This is a genomic window from Streptomyces sp. NBC_00076 (genome assembly GCF_045041235.1).
Lineage (GTDB): Bacteria > Actinomycetota > Actinomycetes > Streptomycetales > Streptomycetaceae > Streptomyces.
This window is the reverse complement of the sequence record NZ_CP108242.1, coordinates 10,579,108-10,595,170: the sequence shown is the minus strand read 5'-3', so window position 1 is coordinate 10,595,170 and position 16,063 is coordinate 10,579,108. Positions and strand designations below refer to the sequence as shown.

Below are 16,063 nucleotides of genomic sequence, written 5' to 3'. Positions count from 1 at the left end.
GCAGCCCCGGAGCGCTTGGGGAATGCGCCGGGTGGCGCGCGTGGCGGCGGTGGAACCAGTCCGACCGCCGCCCGGGGTACCAAGCCGTCCCGCCCGCGCCTCAGTCCGCCTTGAGGGCGGTGAGGACGTTCAGCCGGGCCGCGCGGCGGGCGGGCCAGAGTCCCGCCACCACGCCGACGAGTGCGGCGCCCACGAGGGCCACGGCGATGCGGCCCCAGGGGACGACCATCTCGTACCCCTGGATGCTGTCGGAGGCGATCCTGCCCGCGGCCCAGCCGAGGAAGATGCCCGCGCCGATGCCCAGAAGGGCCCCGAACAGTGAGATGAGGACGGACTCCAGGTGGATCATCCGCTTGGTCTGCTCGGGCTGGAGGCCCACCGCGCGCAGCATCCCGATCTCACGGGTTCGCTCGAACACCGACATCGCGAGGGTGTTGACGACTCCCAGGACGGCGATCACCACGGCCATCGCCAGCAGCCCGTACAGGATGTTGAGGAGCAGGGTGATGGCCTCGCCACCGGCGGACTCGGCCAGGTCGTCGGTGTTCCGCAGTCGGATGAGGGGGTTCTGGTCGAGGGCGCGCTGCAGGGACCGCCGTACCGTCTCGCCGTCGCCGTCCTTGGTGTGCACCAGGACCGAGGTGTCCTCGATCTCCTTCAGATGGGGCTGGAGGGTGGCGAGCGGCATCATGGTGGCCGGGAGGAATTCGTCGACGCGGTAGATGCCGCCGATCCGCAGGGTGCCGCGGCTGCCGTCGCCGTAGACCACCGGAAGCTGCTGGCCCATGGTCCATCCGTAGACGTCGGCCGTGGAGGTGTCGATCAGCAGGTTTTCGCCGCCCGCCGCGCCCAGTGCAGCGAGCGACCCCGTTGCGAAGCTCGGGTCGAGGAGGTCGCCGATGCTCCGGGCGTCCACACCGGTCAGGTTCACCTCGTCGCCGCCGATCCGGACGGCGCTCTGGCGCTGCGGGCTCGACGAGGTCACGGCCGTGGACTTCGCCAGGGTGTCATTAACCGACGCGGGCAGGTAGCCGCCTCTCCTCGACGAGATCTCGAAGTCGGCCGTGACGGTGTTCTCGGCCCGCTGGTGCAGCGATGTCGTGGCGGACACCGCGACCACCGTGAGCCCGATGACCATGGACAGCCCGATCATCAGGGCCGAGGCCGTGGAGGCGGTGCGCCGGGGATTGCGCCGGGCGTTGCGCGGGGCCAGCGTGCCCGGGACACCGAGGCGGCGCAGGAGGGGCCCGGCCAGGGCGATGGCCGGGACGGAGAGCGCCGGGGTCACCACGATGATGCCGATGAGCAGCAGGGCGGACGGGAAGAGGACGGTGGTGCGGCCCTGTTCGCCGCTGGACGCCGTGAGCACCACGCCGAGCACACCGATCACGATCAGGGCGACACCGATGGCGTTGCGCCTGCGGAGGCTGCGGACCGGCGGGGGTGTGTGGAGCGCTGACATGGCGGCCACGGGAGGCACGGCGGCGGCGCGGCGGGCCGGCAGATAGGCGGCGAGCATGGTGACGACGACGCCCACCAGGAACGAGACCAGCACGGTGCCCGGAGCGACGACCAACGGCCCGTCGGGGAAGCCGGATCCGGTGGACGCGAAGAGCTGACGCATCACCATGGCCACGCCGATACCGAGGAGGAACCCCGCGGCCCCTGCGCACAGCCCCAGCAGGGCGGCCTCGATGAGGACGGAACGGGTCACCTGGCGGCGTTCGGCGCCGACGGCCCGCATCAGCGCCATCTCCTGCGAACGCTGGGTGACCAGCATGGTGAAGGTGTTGCCGATGACGAAGATGCCGACGAACAGGGCGATGGCCGCGAAGACGAGCAGCACCTGGCTGAGCCCGTCCGCCCCCTCTGCGGCCTCGGCCTGCTGCTGCTCGCGCAACTGTGCCCCCGTGCTGATCTCGGAGTCCTTGGGCAGCAGGTCGCGCGCCTCGGCCGCGAGCCGCTGCTCGGAGGCGCCGCGCTCGGCCTCGAGGGAGACACCGTCGTACTGACTCGGCTTCAGCAACAGTTTCTGCGCGGTGGCGTCGTCGAAGTACACCGAGGTGCCGCCGGAGCCGGAGGTGTCGTCGGTGCGGACGATGCCGACGAGTTTCTTGTGCAGCACCGGTCCGTCGATGGCCAGCCGGACGATGTCGCCCACCTTGTAGCCGCCTTGGTCGGCGGTGCTGGTGTCCACCAGCACCTCGTCGGGCCCGGCGGGGGCGCGTCCGGTGGTCAGCGGGTGGCGGTTGTCCTTGCCGTCCGCCTGGGGGAAGTAGTTGCCCGCTATGGCCACGTTGCCCTCGCCGAGGGGGTGGCCGTCCTTCGCGGCCACGGCGGCGAACCCTTCGACGGAGCCGATCACGGACGCCACGCCGGGCAGCCGTTGCAGGCGCCGTAGCGTGTCCTCCCCCACGGTGCCGGGCTCTCCGGATTTCTCGTCGAACGGCGGTGTGGCCTGGACCGAGACATTGCGCAGGGTGGTGAGGTAGCGCTCCTTGTAGGCATTGGTGACGGTGTCGGTGAAGACGATGGTGCCCACGACGAAGGCGACGCCGAGCAGAACGGCGAGCATGGTCATCAGCAGGCGGGCTTTGTGCGCGAGGACGTTGCGCAAGGCGGTGCGGAACACTGGCGGCCTTCCGGGGTGCCGGGTGAGGGATGCTCGGAGAGCGGGACGCGCGTCAGGCGCGGGATGTACGCGCGTCAGGCGCGGGATGTACGCGCGTCAGGCGCGGGATGTACGCGCGTCAGGCGCGGGATGTACGCGCGTCAGGCGCGGGATGTACGCGCGTCAGGCGCGGGATGTACGCGCGTCAGGCGCGGTGAGCGGACGTCAGGCGTGGCGTGGGCGGTCAGACCTGGTGCGCGGGTGTCAGGCGTCCCATGCGTTCCAGGACGGCCTCGGCGGTGGGCGCGTGGAGTTCGTCGACGATGCGCCCGTCGGCGAGGAAGACAACGCGGTCCGCGTAGGAGGCGGCGACCGGGTCGTGGGTGACCATGACGACGGTCTGGCCCAGCGCGCTCGTGGAGCGGCGCAGGAACTCGAGGATCTCGGCCCCGCTGCGGGAGTCCAGGTTGCCGGTGGGCTCGTCGGCGAAGACGATGTCGGGCCGCCCGGCCAGCGCACGGGCGACGGCGACGCGCTGCTGCTGGCCGCCAGAGAGCTGGCCGGGCCGGTGGTCGAGCCGGTCGGCCAGGCCGACGGTCTGGATGATGCTCTCCAGCCAGGCCCGTTCCGGCTTGCGGCCCGCGATGTCCATGGGGAGGGTGATGTTCTCCACGGCGCTCAGGGTGGGCAGCAGGTTGAACGCCTGGAAGACGAAGCCGATGCGGTCGCGGCGCAACCGGGTGAGCTGACGGTCGTTCAGGGAGCCGATCTCCGTGTCGCCGAGGCGGACCGACCCGAAGGACAGCGAGTCGAGACCGGCCATGCAGTGCATCAGGGTGGACTTCCCTGATCCAGAGGGACCCATGATCGCGGTGAACCGGCTCCGGACGAACCCGACTGTGACCGCGTCGAGGGCCACCACACGGGTGTCCCCCGTGCCGTACACCTTGGTCAGGTCGGTGGCGTGGGCCGCGTAGCTCTCCGGGGCGGAAGGGGGCGGGATTGCGTGCATGCCGATCCTCGGTGGACGCTCGATGGATTGCCCCTCGTGGCAGAGGGTGTCGCCGCTGATGGCGACCTCCATGAGCCTCCCGCTCTGCCACCCGCCGGCGGATCCCCCGAACATCCGGCGCCGCATCCCCCGATCGGGGGAGATCGCTGCGGGACCGCCGTCCTGGACCGACCGCGATGACCGCCAAACCGCTGTTCCGGCCGGACCGCTCTCACGGCGCGATCGCTATTCGGCACGCCCCGAGCGGAAGGCCCAGGCCGCGACCTCGACCCTGTTGCGCAGGCCCAACTTCGCCTGGACCGACCCCAGATGCGTCTTGACGGTGCTGGGCGCGATGTACAGCTCGGCGGCGATCTCCGGGTTGGTCAGTCCGCGGGCTACGCCCTGGATGACCTCCTCCTCGCGGTCGGTCAGCGGTTCCGCCGGCTCGGACGCACCGCGTCGCCGCGCCTTGGTGAAGTGCTGCAGCAGACGGAGAGTGATCTGCGGGGCGACCATGGCGTCCCCGCGGACGGCCGCCCGGACGGCCTCGGTCAGCAGCGCCGGACCGGCGTCCTTGAGGAGGAAGCCCGACGCTCCGTTCGACAGCGCCGTATACACATACTCGTCGAGGTCGAAGGTGGTGACCACGACCACCTTCGGCGCTCCGGGATGACCGCCGCCGGCCAGTCGGCGGGTGACCTCCAGACCGTCGGGCGGGGGCATCCGGATGTCCACGAGACACACGTCCGGCCTCCTCTCGCGGGCCAGCGACAGGGCCGAGGCCCCGTCGGCGGCCTCGGCCACCACCTCCATGTCGGACTCGGCCGACAGCACCATGCGGAACCCGGCCCGCACCAGATACTGATCGTCCGCGACCAGGATGCGTATGGTCATGCCGTCCTGCCCTCCCGTAGCCGCGACCCGGATCGTACGGCGTGCCGCCCGCGTGCACGGGCGTTCCGTGAAGCGTCGTCGGGGTGCAGCGGTACGGAGGCGTGTACACGCCACCCGCCTTCGGGTCGGTGCCCCGCCTCGAAGGCGCCGCCGAGCAGCTCGATCCGCTCCCGCATGCCCATGATGCCGAAGCCGCCGCCGAGCCGCCCGAGGGTGCCGCGGTGTCCGGACGGAGATCCTTGTCCGTCGTCCTCGACGATCAGTTCGGCGTTGCGTGCCGCGACCCGGGCGGACACGTCCACCGACCGCGCTCCGCGCGCATGGCGCTGGGCGTTGGTCAGGGCTTCCTGCAGGACACGGCTCAGCCCGCCGGTGACCTCCGTGGGGACATCCTCCGGCAGCTCCTGTCCGAGGTCCAGCCGGATCGGCAGTCCCGTCGCCCGTGCCTCGTCCACGATGCGGGTCAGCACCTCACCGAGGTTCTCCTGATGCCGCGGAGTCTCGTCACCGCGCATCGAACCGACCAGACGCCGCATCGACGTCAGCGCCTCGCCACCCGCGTGCTCGACGGCCTCGAGCATCTCGTTCAGCATCCGCGGGTCGGGGGTGCCCCGGCCGGTGACATGGCGCACGGCCTGCAGCTGCACCACGATCGCGGTCACCTGATGGGCCACGGTGTCGTGCAGGTCGCGGGCGAGCGCGAGCCGTTCCTCCTGCCGGACCAGTTGTCCGGTGCGTTCCTGTTGGACGTCGTAGAGGCGCAGCACCAGGCCGCAGACGAAGGCCAGGGCCAGTTCCAGCACGGTGCTGTCGGAGAAGTCGCCAGGATCCGAGTCCCGCAGCACCGGGACGGAGAACACGCTGATGCACAAGGCCGCCACGACCACCGGGGCCCACCGGGGCGTGCAGCGGCGCACCGCGACGGCGAGGAGGACCAGCAGGCCTATGAGTTCGCTGCCGCTGCTCTCGCTGGTCACCATGTTCACCGGCAGCAGGTGGTAGGCCACCGTGGCCACGAAGGTGCCGGCGCAGGCCACCAGCGCGGCCCGCAGGACCCATCGGGGATCGCGCACCGCGGCCAGCACGGCCATCGCCCCGGCCAGGGCTCCGGAGCAGACCGGCGCCCAGTCCCCGACGAAGGCCGCCCTGTCGAAGGCCGGGTCGAAGACGATCCGTCCCCGCACGTCCTCATAGACGGAGAGGAGGAACAACAGTGCCAGCGCCGAGATCAGGATCCGCCCCGGCCAACTTCGGTAACCGGCACGCCGGCCGGAGGACACAGCTATTCGCACCCGCGCCACCCTACGCACCTACGGCGGCGATTGCCGCCCGCCTCCCGCGCGTGGGTCGGTGGTTGGGCGCGGGCCGGGCGTCGCGCACCCGCTTCGGAGTCCGGTACGAGGGGTCCGGCGGATCCGCCGGGTGGCTCCGTGGGGCGTCCAGGGCGGGGGGATCGCCGGTGCCCTGACCCCGGGCAATGACCGGGACCTGGATCTCTTCGGTCTTCCAGCCCACTACCTTCTTGGCCACCTCCGTACTCCACCGGCGCCGGCCGGTGCGCTCGCTCAGCGGCGGGTTCGGGATCAGCTCGAACGGTCCGGCGCGGAGGCCAGGATCCGAAGCACCTCGTAGCTCTGCGTACCGCCGCAGCGACTCCTCCACACCCTGGTCACCCTCGTCAGGCGGCAGGTGACCGCCGTGCCCGCGAAGCGGCTCCTGCGCGGCCGCCTGGTCGAGGGTTCACCACCAAATTCCATCTCTTCGTGGCGGACGATGCCGGCACTCGCCGCGGACAGGGCCTACACATCCCGCAACAACCGCCTTTACCTACGGCGACGCGGAATGCGGAATACGGCACACCAAACGCGCCTACATCTGCCTCGGAACCGTCACCGTCGCGGCCCTCATCGCCTGTCTCCGCACATGATCCAGAAACAGCGCCTAGTGCCCGCCTAGTGCGTGGCCAGGAACGGCAGGATGACGTCGGCCATCTCGTCGGGTACTTCCTCTGCAAGGTCGTGGCCTGCGTCGAAGGTGTGTCCGGTGACGTGATGGGCCATGAGCCGCATCTGGGACTCGTTGCGGTCGCCGATGAACGCGGATCCGCCGAGGGCCAGGACCGGGATATCCAGTTTTTTTTGTGCGGTCTGCCGGTTCTGTTCGGCGTCCACGAGCATGGCCCGGTAGATGGAGAGCATCGCGCGGATTCCGCCCGGCATCGAGTAGCAGCGCACGTATTCGTCGACCGCGTCGAGGGTGGCGCTGTCGGGGTGGCTGCGCTCGTACTTGATCATGTAGGTGATCAGCTCGCGCTCGTGTCCGGCGATGAGCATCTCGGGTATGTCCGGCTGGAAGTAGAAGCCCAGGTGCCACAGGTGCATGCCGCTGGAGACATTCTCGGGGGTGAGGGCTGTGTGGTCCTCGAAGCCGAATCCGGGGAACAGGGCTTCAACGAACACGAGAGCGGTGACGTGGTCGCGGTGGCGGGCGGCGAGCTGGTAGCCGATCACCGCTCCCCAGTCCTCGCCCGCCACCGCGTATGTCTCGTGTCCGAGGTAGGTCATCAGCTCGGCGATGTCGTCGCTCATCGTCGCGGAGTCGTAGCCGTCCGACGGGCGGGCGGAGTCGCCGAGACCACGAAGGTCGGGGACGACGACGGTGTAGTGGGGCGTCAGCTTCGGGACGAGGTGGCGCCAGTGGTAGCTGGTCTTGGGCACGCCGTGCAGGAGCACCACTGCGGGGCCGGACCCGGCCGTGCGGTAGTGCAGACTCGTTCCGTTGACGGCGGCTCGGCCCGTGCGGACGGGCGTTCCGTCATGGTCGAACATCAACTTTTCCAACCTTCCTGGTGTACTTCGCGATGCGGGTGTCAGTGGGCTTGCGGAGGGTCGACGAGGGTCACCAGGCGGCTGGGTCCGGTGCCGTCAGCGGTCGTCCGGGCAGCGGAATGGCCGACGGGGCGCAGGGTGACGTTCTCCGGGTAGAGCCGGCCGAGCAGGGCCAGTACGACGAGGTCGTCCTGGTGGGTGGCGTCCAGGGTGACGTCGCCTGCTTGCGTCCACACCAGTCCCGGTGCGCACAGTGCGGACCACACAGCTGCGGTGCGGGGCGCGGCATCGGAATGTGCGTCGCCTGCGGCGGGGTCCGGTCGGTGGGCGTAGCGGTGGCCGCGCAGAGCCTGGCCGAGGTCGACGCGGGCGGTGGTGCCGTCGTGGGTGATCTCGATGCTGGCGCTGCGGGCACCGTCGGCGACCGGCGCGGTGACGGTACGCGCGGTGAGCGGGCCAGATGTGGTGGCGGCGGGCGGCAGGTCCTCGACGAGGGTGCGGGGTGCGGCGTAGTAGTCCTGCAACTCGGCGACATACGTGGTGGTTTCGTCGGTGGCCGGGCCGGGGCGCCAGGTCAGCAGGTGCCGGGGGGCGGTCAGGGGCGGCTGGTCGAGGACGGCGGGCAGGACGGTGCCGCCGACGGCGTCGAAGCCGTAGCCGGCCGGGCCGGAGGTGCCGGTGACGGCGTGGCGGGCGAAGGCCACGATGCTGGTGTGCCGGATCTGGCGGACGATGAGTTCGGTGAGGAACGTGTCGCGGGCCGGTTCGGTGTGCCGCAGTCCGGTTGGGGTGATCAGGAACGGGACGTCCTGCCAGTTGGTGAAGGGCAGCAGGGCGTCACGCAGCAGGACGATCTGGTGGAGCCACTCGTTGTAGAGCTGCATCGTGACCGGTCCACCGCGACGGCCGAGGAGCAGATCGGCTGCGGGAGGGGTGAGCAGGTGGCCGTAGCAGTGGCTGCGGACGACCAGTGGGCCGGCGGGCAGCGGTACCGGATCGGTGAGCAGCCGCTCCAGTGCCTCGGTGGACCACGAGGCGAGCTCTTGACCGATCGTCTCGGCCTGCGCGCCCAGTTCGCGCGCTGCCGAGGCACTGTCCGGGCCGATGACCAGTGGGAGGGAGGTCTCCCGGGTGCCGAGGGCGAGTGCCGCACGGATCTGGTCCTCCAGCACCTTGCTGTCGGCGCTGGTGAGGGCATTGTCGTCGATGATGCCCTGCAGCAGCGGCTCGGCGGCGGTGAAGAACTCGCGGGCGGTCAGGGTGGTACCGGCCGCGGGGAAGGTGTTCCAGCGGCTGCCGCCGAGAGCGGGCGTGCTCGGGGTGGGTGCGGGGGGCATGGGTCCTCCGGAGTCTTCGATGAAGCAGGGGCGGGGTCGCCGGATCCCGTGTCCGAGCGGCACCGGCGACTTATCTGGATCGTCTGATACAGATTGAGGGCATGAAAAAGTCAGTCGAGGGCGGCCAGCGCGACCTCCACGAGGGGTTCGAGGGCGCGGACGTCCGGCGTGATCTTCGAGGAGACCAGCAGTCCGTTGAGGAAGGTGACGAGGAAAGCGGCGAGAGTGTGCGGGTCGTGTCGGGCCGCGATCTCGCCCCGCTCCGCCGCGACCCGCAGCACCTCGGCGAGCGCATCCCGGCTGGCGTCCTGCATGTCGCGCACGGTGCGCCGGGTCGCCGCGTCCTCCGGCAGGCGCTCGCAGGCGGCGTTGACCACCAGGCAGCCTCGACCGTTGTCCTCCACGGCGATCCGGACCCGCTCGACGAGCATCGTACGGATCGCCGACCGGGCGTCCGCCCCCTCCTCCAGACTTCGCAGGGCGGCCGCCGCCAGGGTGGTGCGGTAGTGCTCCAGCGCCGCCCGGTACAGGCCCTCCTTGTCGCCGAACGCGGCATACAAGGACCCTTGCCCGATCCCCAGGTGCCCGGTCAGGTCGCGCACCGAGGTGGCCTCATAGCCGCGCGTCCAGAACAGCTCCATCGCGCGGCTCACCGCCGCCTCCGTGTCGAACTCCCGGGTCCTTGCCATGACCCCACCGTAACCTATCTGGATCGCACGCTCAAGAAAAGACCACAGGCGGCTGACCATGCGCCGACCGGCAGGCCTACCTCACGGCTACTCGCCGTCGGCGTCCTCGGCGGTGTCCGAGTCGCGCAGCGGGCACAGACCATGCCCACGTGCGCGGGGGCGAGTCGGCCGCGGCGGTCAGGTGTTCAGTGCAGCGTCTCCTTCGCCAGGATCCTGGAATCAAACACAGGAACGATGAGCCGTCGCGACCTCAGATACTCCTCTCCAACATCGCCGACCGGCCGCAGCGGGTCACGATGACCTCCCGCACGGTCGGCGCCCAGACCTTCCGTGACCCGCGCAAGGTCACCGTCGGCGCCCCGCTCGCCGGGGACGACCGGGAAGGCGCGCTCGCGGCCCGGCCGTTCACCGTCCGGGTGGCGAAGGGAACCCCGCTGCTGGACGCCGAGATGGTGGGGCCCGGCACCGCGGACTCCGGCAAGCTCGCGCTGCTCCTGACCGATCCGGCCGGACGGCTGACGCAGGTCAGCTACGACTACGACGGCTACGGGCTGCACAGCAACTACCAGCACGTCGACGTCCACGACCCGCGCCCGGCACCTGGACCGTCAAGGTCGTGTGGAACAACGGCCGCGCGCACCTTCAGGACCAGCCCCTGAAGCCGGGCACCTACCGCGGTCCGGTCACCGTCCGGATCACCGGCCACCGCTACACCTCGGCCGGAGTGCCCGAGCAGACCCGGACCCTCCCGGCGGGCGGCACCGCACGGTTCCCGGTGCGGGTCCCTTTGCTGCGTACGGCCGGTGACGCGCCCTTGTCGTTGCAGTTCGCCTCGGACACAGGGACCCGGACGTCCCTCCCGCAAGCCCGCGGGCCAGGGCACCGCGAAGGTCACGCTCACCGCCACGACCCGGTCCTTCGACCCGGCGGCCAAGGCCTCCCCCCGGTGAGTTCTGGGACCCCGAGGCCGACTGGAACCCCGTCGCCGCAACCGCCGGCAGGACCGCGACGATGAAGCTCACCCTGACCCCCACCTCACCCGTCGGCACGGTCGTCCACGGAACGGTCTACGTCGACACCGACTCGGCCTTCCCGGACGTCATGGGATCCGAGCTGATCGGAATCCCGTACTCCTACACCGTGGGCTGACGGAGCACCGTGCTCGGTTGGGTGGGTGCCGGTCAGGCCTGGATGAGGTACCACTCGGTGATCTCGTCGAGGGCCAGGTCGGCGGCGGTGTCCCGGCCGCGGGCGTGAATGCGCAGCCGGTAGTCGCCGGCGGAGATTTCCGCAGCTGCCAGTTGCCGTCGTCAGGTGCGGGTTCGGTTTCGTGGACGGTGACGGTGACGTCGACGTCGACGTCGCCGGTGTGGATGCCGGTCATGACGATGGTGACGCCTTTGTCCACCCGTACCAGTGCGTTGTGTCCGCGGTCCAGGTCGGGGCCGGTCGTCCCGTCCTCGTCGCTGATGTCGAACTGGTGGTACTGAACCGGTACGCGTCCACGGCCGCGTTCGACCTCGTCACTCATCTCGCAGTCCTCTGACGGGTGTTGACGGTTGCCTACTTGATCCACACGAGGAACTTGTCCTTCTCGATGATGCGGTTGTCGTCCTCGCTCTGTGTCGCATTGATCAATCGTGGGCTGAAGGCCTGGTGTCCTGTGCAGGGCGACAGCCATCCAGACCACGCCCTGGGCCTCGAGCGGAAATGCGGACTGATGGTCTTCCGGATCAGGAGCGTGGCTTCGGCGACCGCCACGGTCTCGGGAACCTCGATCCCCGCGATGACACGGGCCTGCCGGACGCCGGTGACCTCGTGGCACGCACCGCCGGTTCCGGGGCGCCTGCCGTTGCACATGAGGCGTGCCGGACGTGGGCGTATGGTGGCTGCCATAGGCACAGCCGTGGTCTGTCCGGGCCGCGGATCCTGCACTTTCGTTCAGCTGGGTGCGTCCGCCCCTGCTGTGCATCAGCGGCCTCCGCGCGACCCAGCCCCTTCAGCCAGACGCGGAAGGATCAGCGATGGGCACGTTCACCACCTCCGACGGCACGACGATCTTCTACAAGGACTGGGGTCCGCGTGACGGCCGGCCGATCGTCTTCCACCACGGCTGGCCGCTCAGCGCCGACGACTGGGACAACCAGATGTTGTTCTTCCTGTCCCAGGGCTATCGCGTGATAGCGCACGACCGGCGCGGTCACGGACGCTCGAGCCAGACCTCGACGGGCCACGAGATGGACACCTACGCCGCCGATGTCGCGGCACTCACCGACCTACTGGACCTGCAGGGCGCCGTACACATCGGGCATTCGACCGGTGGCGGCGAGGTGGCGCGCTATGTGGCGCGCGCCAAGCCGGGCCGGGTCGCGAAGGCCGTGCTCGCCAGCGCTGTTCCACCGGTGATGGTCAAGTCCGAGACCAATCCCGGCGGTACGCCGATCGAGGTCTTCGACGATTTCCGAGCGTCCCTCGCCGCCAACCGCTCGCAGTTCTACATCGACGTGCCCTCCGGTCCTTTCTACGGCTTCAACCGGGACGGCGCGCAGGTGTCCCAGGGCCTGATCAACAATTGGTGGCGACAGGGGATGATGGGCGCGGCCAACGCACACTACGAGTGCATCGAGGCTTTTTCCGAGACCGACTTCACCGACGACCTGCAGCAGATCGACGTCCCGGTCCTCGTCGCGCACGGCACGGACGATCAGGTCGTGCCGTACGCGGACTCGGCGCCGTTGTCGGTCGAACTCCTGAAGAACGGCACCCTGAAGTCCTACGAAGGACTCCCCCACGGCATGTTCTCGACCCACCCGGAAGTCCTCAACCCCGGCCTCTTGGACTTCGTGAAGTCGTAGTCCGCGCTGTACAGCGGGCGCAGATGGTGCCGGTGGCGTTCTGGAAGTGGTAAGCGGCCCGAATGCGGCCCACGAAGTCGGGAGGGTGTGCTGGAGTTCGGACAGGGCGTGCCGCAGGCTTCCTGGCAGATCACAGGCGGTGGTCTCATCTCGGCTGCCTCTCCTACCGCATGTGCGGGGCCTGCCGTGGGCCGCGGCCGTCCGGTAGACCCATCCCGTGCGGTGGTGCGAGGACTTCGATACCCGTTCCGCCCACCGGGCCGGCCGCCAGGCAAGCCCGTCGCGCACAAGGGATGTGCCCGGCGGCGTGCGCCGCATTCAGCACCGGCGGGCTCGGGACAGCGCCGGCAGCGCCGGCCCGGGTCGTCGACGCGGAACCTGACGGGCGGGGCCGGGCGCCGGTGGCATCAGAGGCGATCGGCAGGAGAGGCACCGTCCTGGGAGGCGGCCCAGGAGGCGAGCAGGCGCAGGCCCTCTTCGGAAGATGAGTTCGGTTCGGCGGTGTAGATGAGGAGGGTGAGGCCGGGTTCGTCATCCACGGCCGCCCCGTGCCAGGCGAGGGTGACCTCGCCGACGACCGGGTGGTGGAAACGTCGTCCTGGTCAGCCGCGCTCCGGTCGTCGACTACCCGGCGCTCCTCGCCCACGTCGCACGCGGACGCCTGCTCGCAGGCATCGACGTATGGCCGGACGAACCGGTCGCCGCAAACGACCCGGCCCGCGAACTCGAGGGGCTCGTGCTCTCCGCACACCGCGCCGGCGGCATCCCGGAAGCCTTCCAGAGCATCGGCGACATGGTCCTCGACGACCTGACACTCCTCGCTCAGGGACTTCCACCTGTCCGTATGCAGACCGCCGCCCGTGAATTGGTCGGCCGCTACCGCAACCGCCCCGTGACCTGAAGAGACGATCCATGACTGCGCTGCCCCACCCGCCCACCGTGCTCGACATCCCCTGCGAGGGCCTGCTGTTCGACAACGACGGTGTCCTGGTCGACTCCGACCACGGTGTCGACCAGGCCTGGAGTCAATGGGCACGCGACCGCGATGACGTCGCCTGAACGGGCGAGTGAGTGCGGGTGGGAGCGGGAACGGCGGGAGCGCGGGGTGACCTTCGGCACATCGGAGGTTTTCCGCCGGGCCGGTGGTTTCATTCTGCACTTTTCCCCCGCCTGTTGTTACCGGCGCACCGTTCTCGCAGGACGGGCACGTGTCACCCGATCTCTGACACGACGTCAAATCAACGTGCCGGGGCATGAGTAGGGCGGAACGTCTTCCTCCCGGAGACGCGGCGACGGTTGCCGACAAGCACTCTCACGGGCTGTTTCAGCCTCTAGTCTGCTGCCAGACCCCCCACAGGGCCTTCCCCCGCGGTGTGGGCGGAACTCCCGCCCGTACCACCGAGAACAGGCGGCCGAGGGCATGCAACCACTGCACCCAGAAGATCCCGAGCAGCTAGGGCCCTACCGTCCGGTGGCCCGTCTTGGAGCAGGCGGGATGGGCCGGGTCTATCTGGCCACCTCGCCGGCCGGCCGCACCGTCGCGGTCAAGGTCATCCGTCCCGAGATGGCCGAGGACAAGAACTTCCGGATCCGCTTCCGGCGCGAGGTGGCGGCCGCGGCGGCGGTCGGCGGCGTGTACACGGCGTCCGTGGTGGACGCCGCGCCGGATGACGAGACGCCATGGCTCGCCACCGCCTACGTACCCGGCCCCACCGTGGCCGAGGCGGTTGCCGCACACGGGCCGCTGCCGGTGGAGACGGTCCTCGCGCTGGGCGCGGGCATCGCCGAGGCGCTGATCGCGGTGCATGCCGAGGGGCTGGTGCACCGCGACCTCAAACCGTCCAACGTGCTGCTCGCCGCGGACGGTCCGCGCGTCATCGACTTCGGCATCGTCCGGGCCCGGGACGGCTACCAGCTCACCGGCTCCGGTGGCCTGTTCGGCTCGCTCGACTACGTCTGTCCCGAACAGGCCACCGGCCATCCGGTGGGACCAGAGGGAGACGTCTTCTGTCTCGGCTCGGTGCTCGCGTTCGCGGCGTCGGGACACGCGCCGTTCAGTGGTGCCGCCGCGGCCGCCCTGCTCTACCAAGTGGTCCACGGTTCGGCCGATCTGACCCTGGTGCCCGAGCCACTGGATAAAATCATCAGCCTCTGTCACGCCAAGGACCCGGCCCTTCGTATCAGCCCCGACCGGCTCTCTGCGGCCTGCGCGCCCGGCGGTGCCGAACAGGTGCTGACGGAGGGCTGGCTGCCCGCTCGGGTGGCCGCCATGGTCGACGACCGCCGGGCGGCCGCGACGGATCTCTACCGCCTCGCGCGGACCATGACCCCCGCACGGCCCGCGGCCGACGCAGCCGCCGCCGGGGCTCCCGCCACGTCCGCCCGATACGGGTCGGGCCGGACGCCGGTTAGGCCGTCGTCGCACGGGACCGACGGCGAAGACGGCGCGGCAGACCCGGACCGCATCCTCCTGGGCGGGGACGCCCACAACGCCCACAACCGCGCCGCCGGCGGAGCCGGAGCCACCGGTGGAGCGCCGCCCGCCGGCGAGCCGCCGGAACGGAGACCCCCGGCGGCCACGGCCGAATCGATGGAACCGGCGGAATCGGCGACGGGACGTTCCGCCGCACCCGCGCACCGCCGTGCCCCCGAACGCTCCCGTCTCGGTCGGCGCACCTTCCTCGCCGTGACCGCATGCGCGGCCCTCGTCGGGGGCACCGCCCTCGTCGTCGGACGAAGGACGGGCAGGCAGCGGGCGCGTCGGCCCGGCCCCGCCCCCGAGCCGACCTGGGTCTACCGCGGCGGCCCGCTGCTCCAGACCCCGGCCGTCTTCAACAACGGCACGGCCCTGCTGAAGAGCCGCCCGGGCAACATGATCTGCCTCGACCTGAGGAACGGATCCCAGCCCGAATGGGTCTACCAGGGCATCAGCCTGTCGCCCAGTCCCGTCCTGCTGGCCAACGGCGCCGCGGTCGCCCTCGGCACCGGTGCGACTGTGATCGGCGTCGACCTGGCCGGCGGCGCCGAGAAGTTCACCCTCGACTTCGGCCGGGACTTCCAGTTCGATCAACTCCTCGGCGGATACGACGGTAATGTCGTCTCCGTCCTCGGCGCCAGGCTGGAACGCCGGTCAGAGGAGCAGGGCGTCGCGACCTCCACCAGCGCGGTCTTCGGCGTCGACCTCAGGGCCCGCCGGGCCGTCGTCATACCGATCGACCCCGAGGACGTCGGCGTTCCCCTCAAGCCCGTCATCACTTCCGACTACTTCGTCTACGCCGACGGGCTGCGCAATGTCACGGTCCGCAGCACCCGCGACGGCGGTGGCCTGCGCTGGCGGCACCCGGTGGGCTACGACCTGCGGCCGGGGCTCGCGGTGCTCGGCGGAACGGTCTTCGCCATCGGCTCCGAGTTCATCGCCCTGGACCTCGCCACCGGAAAGCTCCGCTGGAAGGCGAAGGCGGAACGCGGCATGTTCGCCTCCCTGGGGGCGGGCGGCAACACGGTCTACGCCACGGGCACCGATCCCTACGGCGTCCACGCCTTCAACGCGGCAACCGGCGCGCGACGCTGGTTCTGCGAGACCCCCCGCCTCAACGTTGACCACGCGATCGCGGTGGGGGCGCACGCCGTCCACGTGCCGGCCTTCGAGAACAGGAACGGCTTCTACGCGATCGACGCCGCCTCGGGCCGTCTGCTGTGGAACTTCACCGACGGCCGCGAGACGGGCGTCAACGACTGGCAGCTCTCCTGCGACGGTGCCGGACACCTTGTGGCCCAGCACTTCGACCGGGCCTACGGACTGCCCGTCACCTGAGGACCAGGAACCGGCCTTCGACGGTACTGGAGATGGCCCCT

Annotated in this window: 15 protein-coding genes and 2 pseudogenes; 8 read left to right on the top strand and 9 right to left on the bottom strand. The window is 70.3% G+C overall.

Annotation, left to right across the window (positions count from 1 at the left end; genetic code table 11):
* Nucleotides 1-100: 100 nt before the first annotated feature.
* The 7 genes from OHA64_RS47315 to OHA64_RS47285 form a co-directional block, all read right to left on the bottom strand.
* The gene (locus tag OHA64_RS47315; protein ID WP_405623544.1) at nt 101-2,632 is read right to left on the bottom strand and encodes an ABC transporter permease; all 2,532 of its coding nucleotides are present in this window, start codon (nt 2,630-2,632) and stop codon (nt 101-103) included.
* 223 nt (nt 2,633-2,855) lie between these two features.
* On the bottom strand, nt 2,856-3,623 hold the full coding sequence (locus tag OHA64_RS47310) for an ABC transporter ATP-binding protein (RefSeq protein ID WP_405624415.1): 768 nt from the start codon (nt 3,621-3,623) through the stop codon (nt 2,856-2,858).
* A 225-nt stretch (nt 3,624-3,848) separates the two neighbouring features.
* A complete protein-coding gene (locus tag OHA64_RS47305) occupies nt 3,849-4,499 on the bottom strand; it encodes a response regulator (protein ID WP_405623543.1) in 651 nt (216 codons plus the stop codon).
* Nucleotides 4,496-5,791 carry a sensor histidine kinase gene (locus tag OHA64_RS47300; RefSeq protein WP_405623542.1) on the bottom strand — a complete coding sequence of 432 codons (1,296 nt, stop codon included), beginning with the start codon at nt 5,789-5,791 and terminating at the stop codon, nt 4,496-4,498. Before OHA64_RS47300 ends, OHA64_RS47305 begins: the two co-directional genes overlap by 4 nt.
* Nucleotides 5,792-6,451: 660 nt before the next feature.
* The gene (locus OHA64_RS47295) at nt 6,452-7,330 is read right to left on the bottom strand and encodes an alpha/beta fold hydrolase (protein WP_405624413.1); all 879 of its coding nucleotides are present in this window, start codon (nt 7,328-7,330) and stop codon (nt 6,452-6,454) included.
* A 38-nt stretch (nt 7,331-7,368) separates the two neighbouring features.
* Complete coding sequence (locus OHA64_RS47290) at nt 7,369-8,664, bottom strand: hypothetical protein (RefSeq protein ID WP_405623541.1); 1,296 nt, start codon at nt 8,662-8,664, stop codon at nt 7,369-7,371.
* Between the two features lie 110 nt (nt 8,665-8,774).
* Nucleotides 8,775-9,353 carry a TetR/AcrR family transcriptional regulator gene (locus OHA64_RS47285; protein ID WP_405623540.1) on the bottom strand — a complete coding sequence of 193 codons (579 nt, stop codon included), beginning with the start codon at nt 9,351-9,353 and terminating at the stop codon, nt 8,775-8,777.
* Between the two features lie 296 nt (nt 9,354-9,649).
* Here OHA64_RS47285 and OHA64_RS47280 point away from each other — a divergent pair, with 296 nt between their 5' ends.
* From OHA64_RS47280 to OHA64_RS47270, 3 genes are all read left to right on the top strand, one after another.
* On the top strand, nt 9,650-10,012 hold the full coding sequence (locus tag OHA64_RS47280) for a hypothetical protein (RefSeq protein ID WP_405623538.1): 363 nt from the start codon (nt 9,650-9,652) through the stop codon (nt 10,010-10,012).
* Between the two features lie 352 nt (nt 10,013-10,364).
* A complete protein-coding gene (locus OHA64_RS47275) occupies nt 10,365-10,502 on the top strand; it encodes a hypothetical protein (RefSeq protein WP_405623537.1) in 138 nt (45 codons plus the stop codon).
* 181 nt (nt 10,503-10,683) lie between these two features.
* On the top strand, nt 10,684-10,899 hold the full coding sequence (locus OHA64_RS47270; protein WP_405623535.1) for a hypothetical protein: 216 nt from the start codon (nt 10,684-10,686) through the stop codon (nt 10,897-10,899).
* A 17-nt stretch (nt 10,900-10,916) separates the two neighbouring features.
* On the opposite strand, the gene OHA64_RS47265 is transcribed toward OHA64_RS47270, so the two are convergent.
* On the bottom strand, nt 10,917-11,249 hold the full coding sequence (locus OHA64_RS47265; protein ID WP_405623534.1) for a hypothetical protein: 333 nt from the start codon (nt 11,247-11,249) through the stop codon (nt 10,917-10,919).
* A gap of 128 nt (nt 11,250-11,377) precedes the next feature.
* Between OHA64_RS47265 and OHA64_RS47260 the strand changes: the two genes are divergently transcribed.
* Nucleotides 11,378-12,208, top strand: a complete 831-nt coding sequence (locus tag OHA64_RS47260; protein ID WP_405623532.1) for an alpha/beta fold hydrolase — start codon at nt 11,378-11,380, stop codon at nt 12,206-12,208.
* A 407-nt stretch (nt 12,209-12,615) separates the two neighbouring features.
* On the opposite strand, the pseudogene OHA64_RS47255 reads toward OHA64_RS47260, so the two are convergent.
* Nucleotides 12,616-12,792: pseudogene (locus tag OHA64_RS47255) on the bottom strand (transcriptional regulator); the annotation flags it as partial.
* Between the two features lie 14 nt (nt 12,793-12,806).
* Between OHA64_RS47255 and OHA64_RS47250 the strand changes: the two are divergent.
* From OHA64_RS47250 to OHA64_RS47235, 4 genes and pseudogenes are all read left to right on the top strand, one after another.
* Nucleotides 12,807-12,905: pseudogene (locus OHA64_RS47250) on the top strand (dihydrofolate reductase); the annotation flags it as partial.
* A gap of 39 nt (nt 12,906-12,944) precedes the next feature.
* Nucleotides 12,945-13,109, top strand: coding sequence for a hypothetical protein (locus OHA64_RS47245; RefSeq protein WP_405623530.1), 165 nt, complete (start codon nt 12,945-12,947; stop codon nt 13,107-13,109).
* Between the two features lie 11 nt (nt 13,110-13,120).
* Nucleotides 13,121-13,267 (top strand): hypothetical protein, encoded by a 147-nt coding sequence (locus OHA64_RS47240; RefSeq protein ID WP_405623529.1) that lies wholly within the window; start codon nt 13,121-13,123, stop codon nt 13,265-13,267.
* Between the two features lie 436 nt (nt 13,268-13,703).
* Nucleotides 13,704-16,022 carry a protein kinase domain-containing protein gene (locus tag OHA64_RS47235; protein WP_405623528.1) on the top strand — a complete coding sequence of 773 codons (2,319 nt, stop codon included), beginning with the start codon at nt 13,704-13,706 and terminating at the stop codon, nt 16,020-16,022.
* The last annotated feature ends 41 nt before the right edge of the window (nt 16,023-16,063 follow it).

What these genes read in the sequence shown, in the direction of transcription:
- OHA64_RS47310 (WP_405624415.1), bottom strand. Translation starts at nt 3,623, where the DNA reads ATGCACGCAATCCCGCCCCCTTCCGCCCCGGAGAGCTACGCGGCCCAC.
- OHA64_RS47305 (WP_405623543.1), bottom strand. Translation starts at nt 4,499, where the DNA reads ATGACCATACGCATCCTGGTCGCGGACGATCAGTATCTGGTGCGGGCC.
- OHA64_RS47290 (WP_405623541.1), bottom strand. Translation starts at nt 8,664, where the DNA reads ATGCCCCCCGCACCCACCCCGAGCACGCCCGCTCTCGGCGGCAGCCGC.
- OHA64_RS47285 (WP_405623540.1), bottom strand. Translation starts at nt 9,353, where the DNA reads ATGGCAAGGACCCGGGAGTTCGACACGGAGGCGGCGGTGAGCCGCGCG.
- OHA64_RS47280 (WP_405623538.1), top strand. Translation starts at nt 9,650, where the DNA reads ATGACCTCCCGCACGGTCGGCGCCCAGACCTTCCGTGACCCGCGCAAG.
- OHA64_RS47275 (WP_405623537.1), top strand. Translation starts at nt 10,365, where the DNA reads ATGAAGCTCACCCTGACCCCCACCTCACCCGTCGGCACGGTCGTCCAC.
- OHA64_RS47265 (WP_405623534.1), bottom strand. Translation starts at nt 11,249, where the DNA reads ATGGCAGCCACCATACGCCCACGTCCGGCACGCCTCATGTGCAACGGC.
- OHA64_RS47260 (WP_405623532.1), top strand. Translation starts at nt 11,378, where the DNA reads ATGGGCACGTTCACCACCTCCGACGGCACGACGATCTTCTACAAGGAC.
- OHA64_RS47240 (WP_405623529.1), top strand. Translation starts at nt 13,121, where the DNA reads ATGACTGCGCTGCCCCACCCGCCCACCGTGCTCGACATCCCCTGCGAG.
- OHA64_RS47235 (WP_405623528.1), top strand. Translation starts at nt 13,704, where the DNA reads ATGGGCCGGGTCTATCTGGCCACCTCGCCGGCCGGCCGCACCGTCGCG.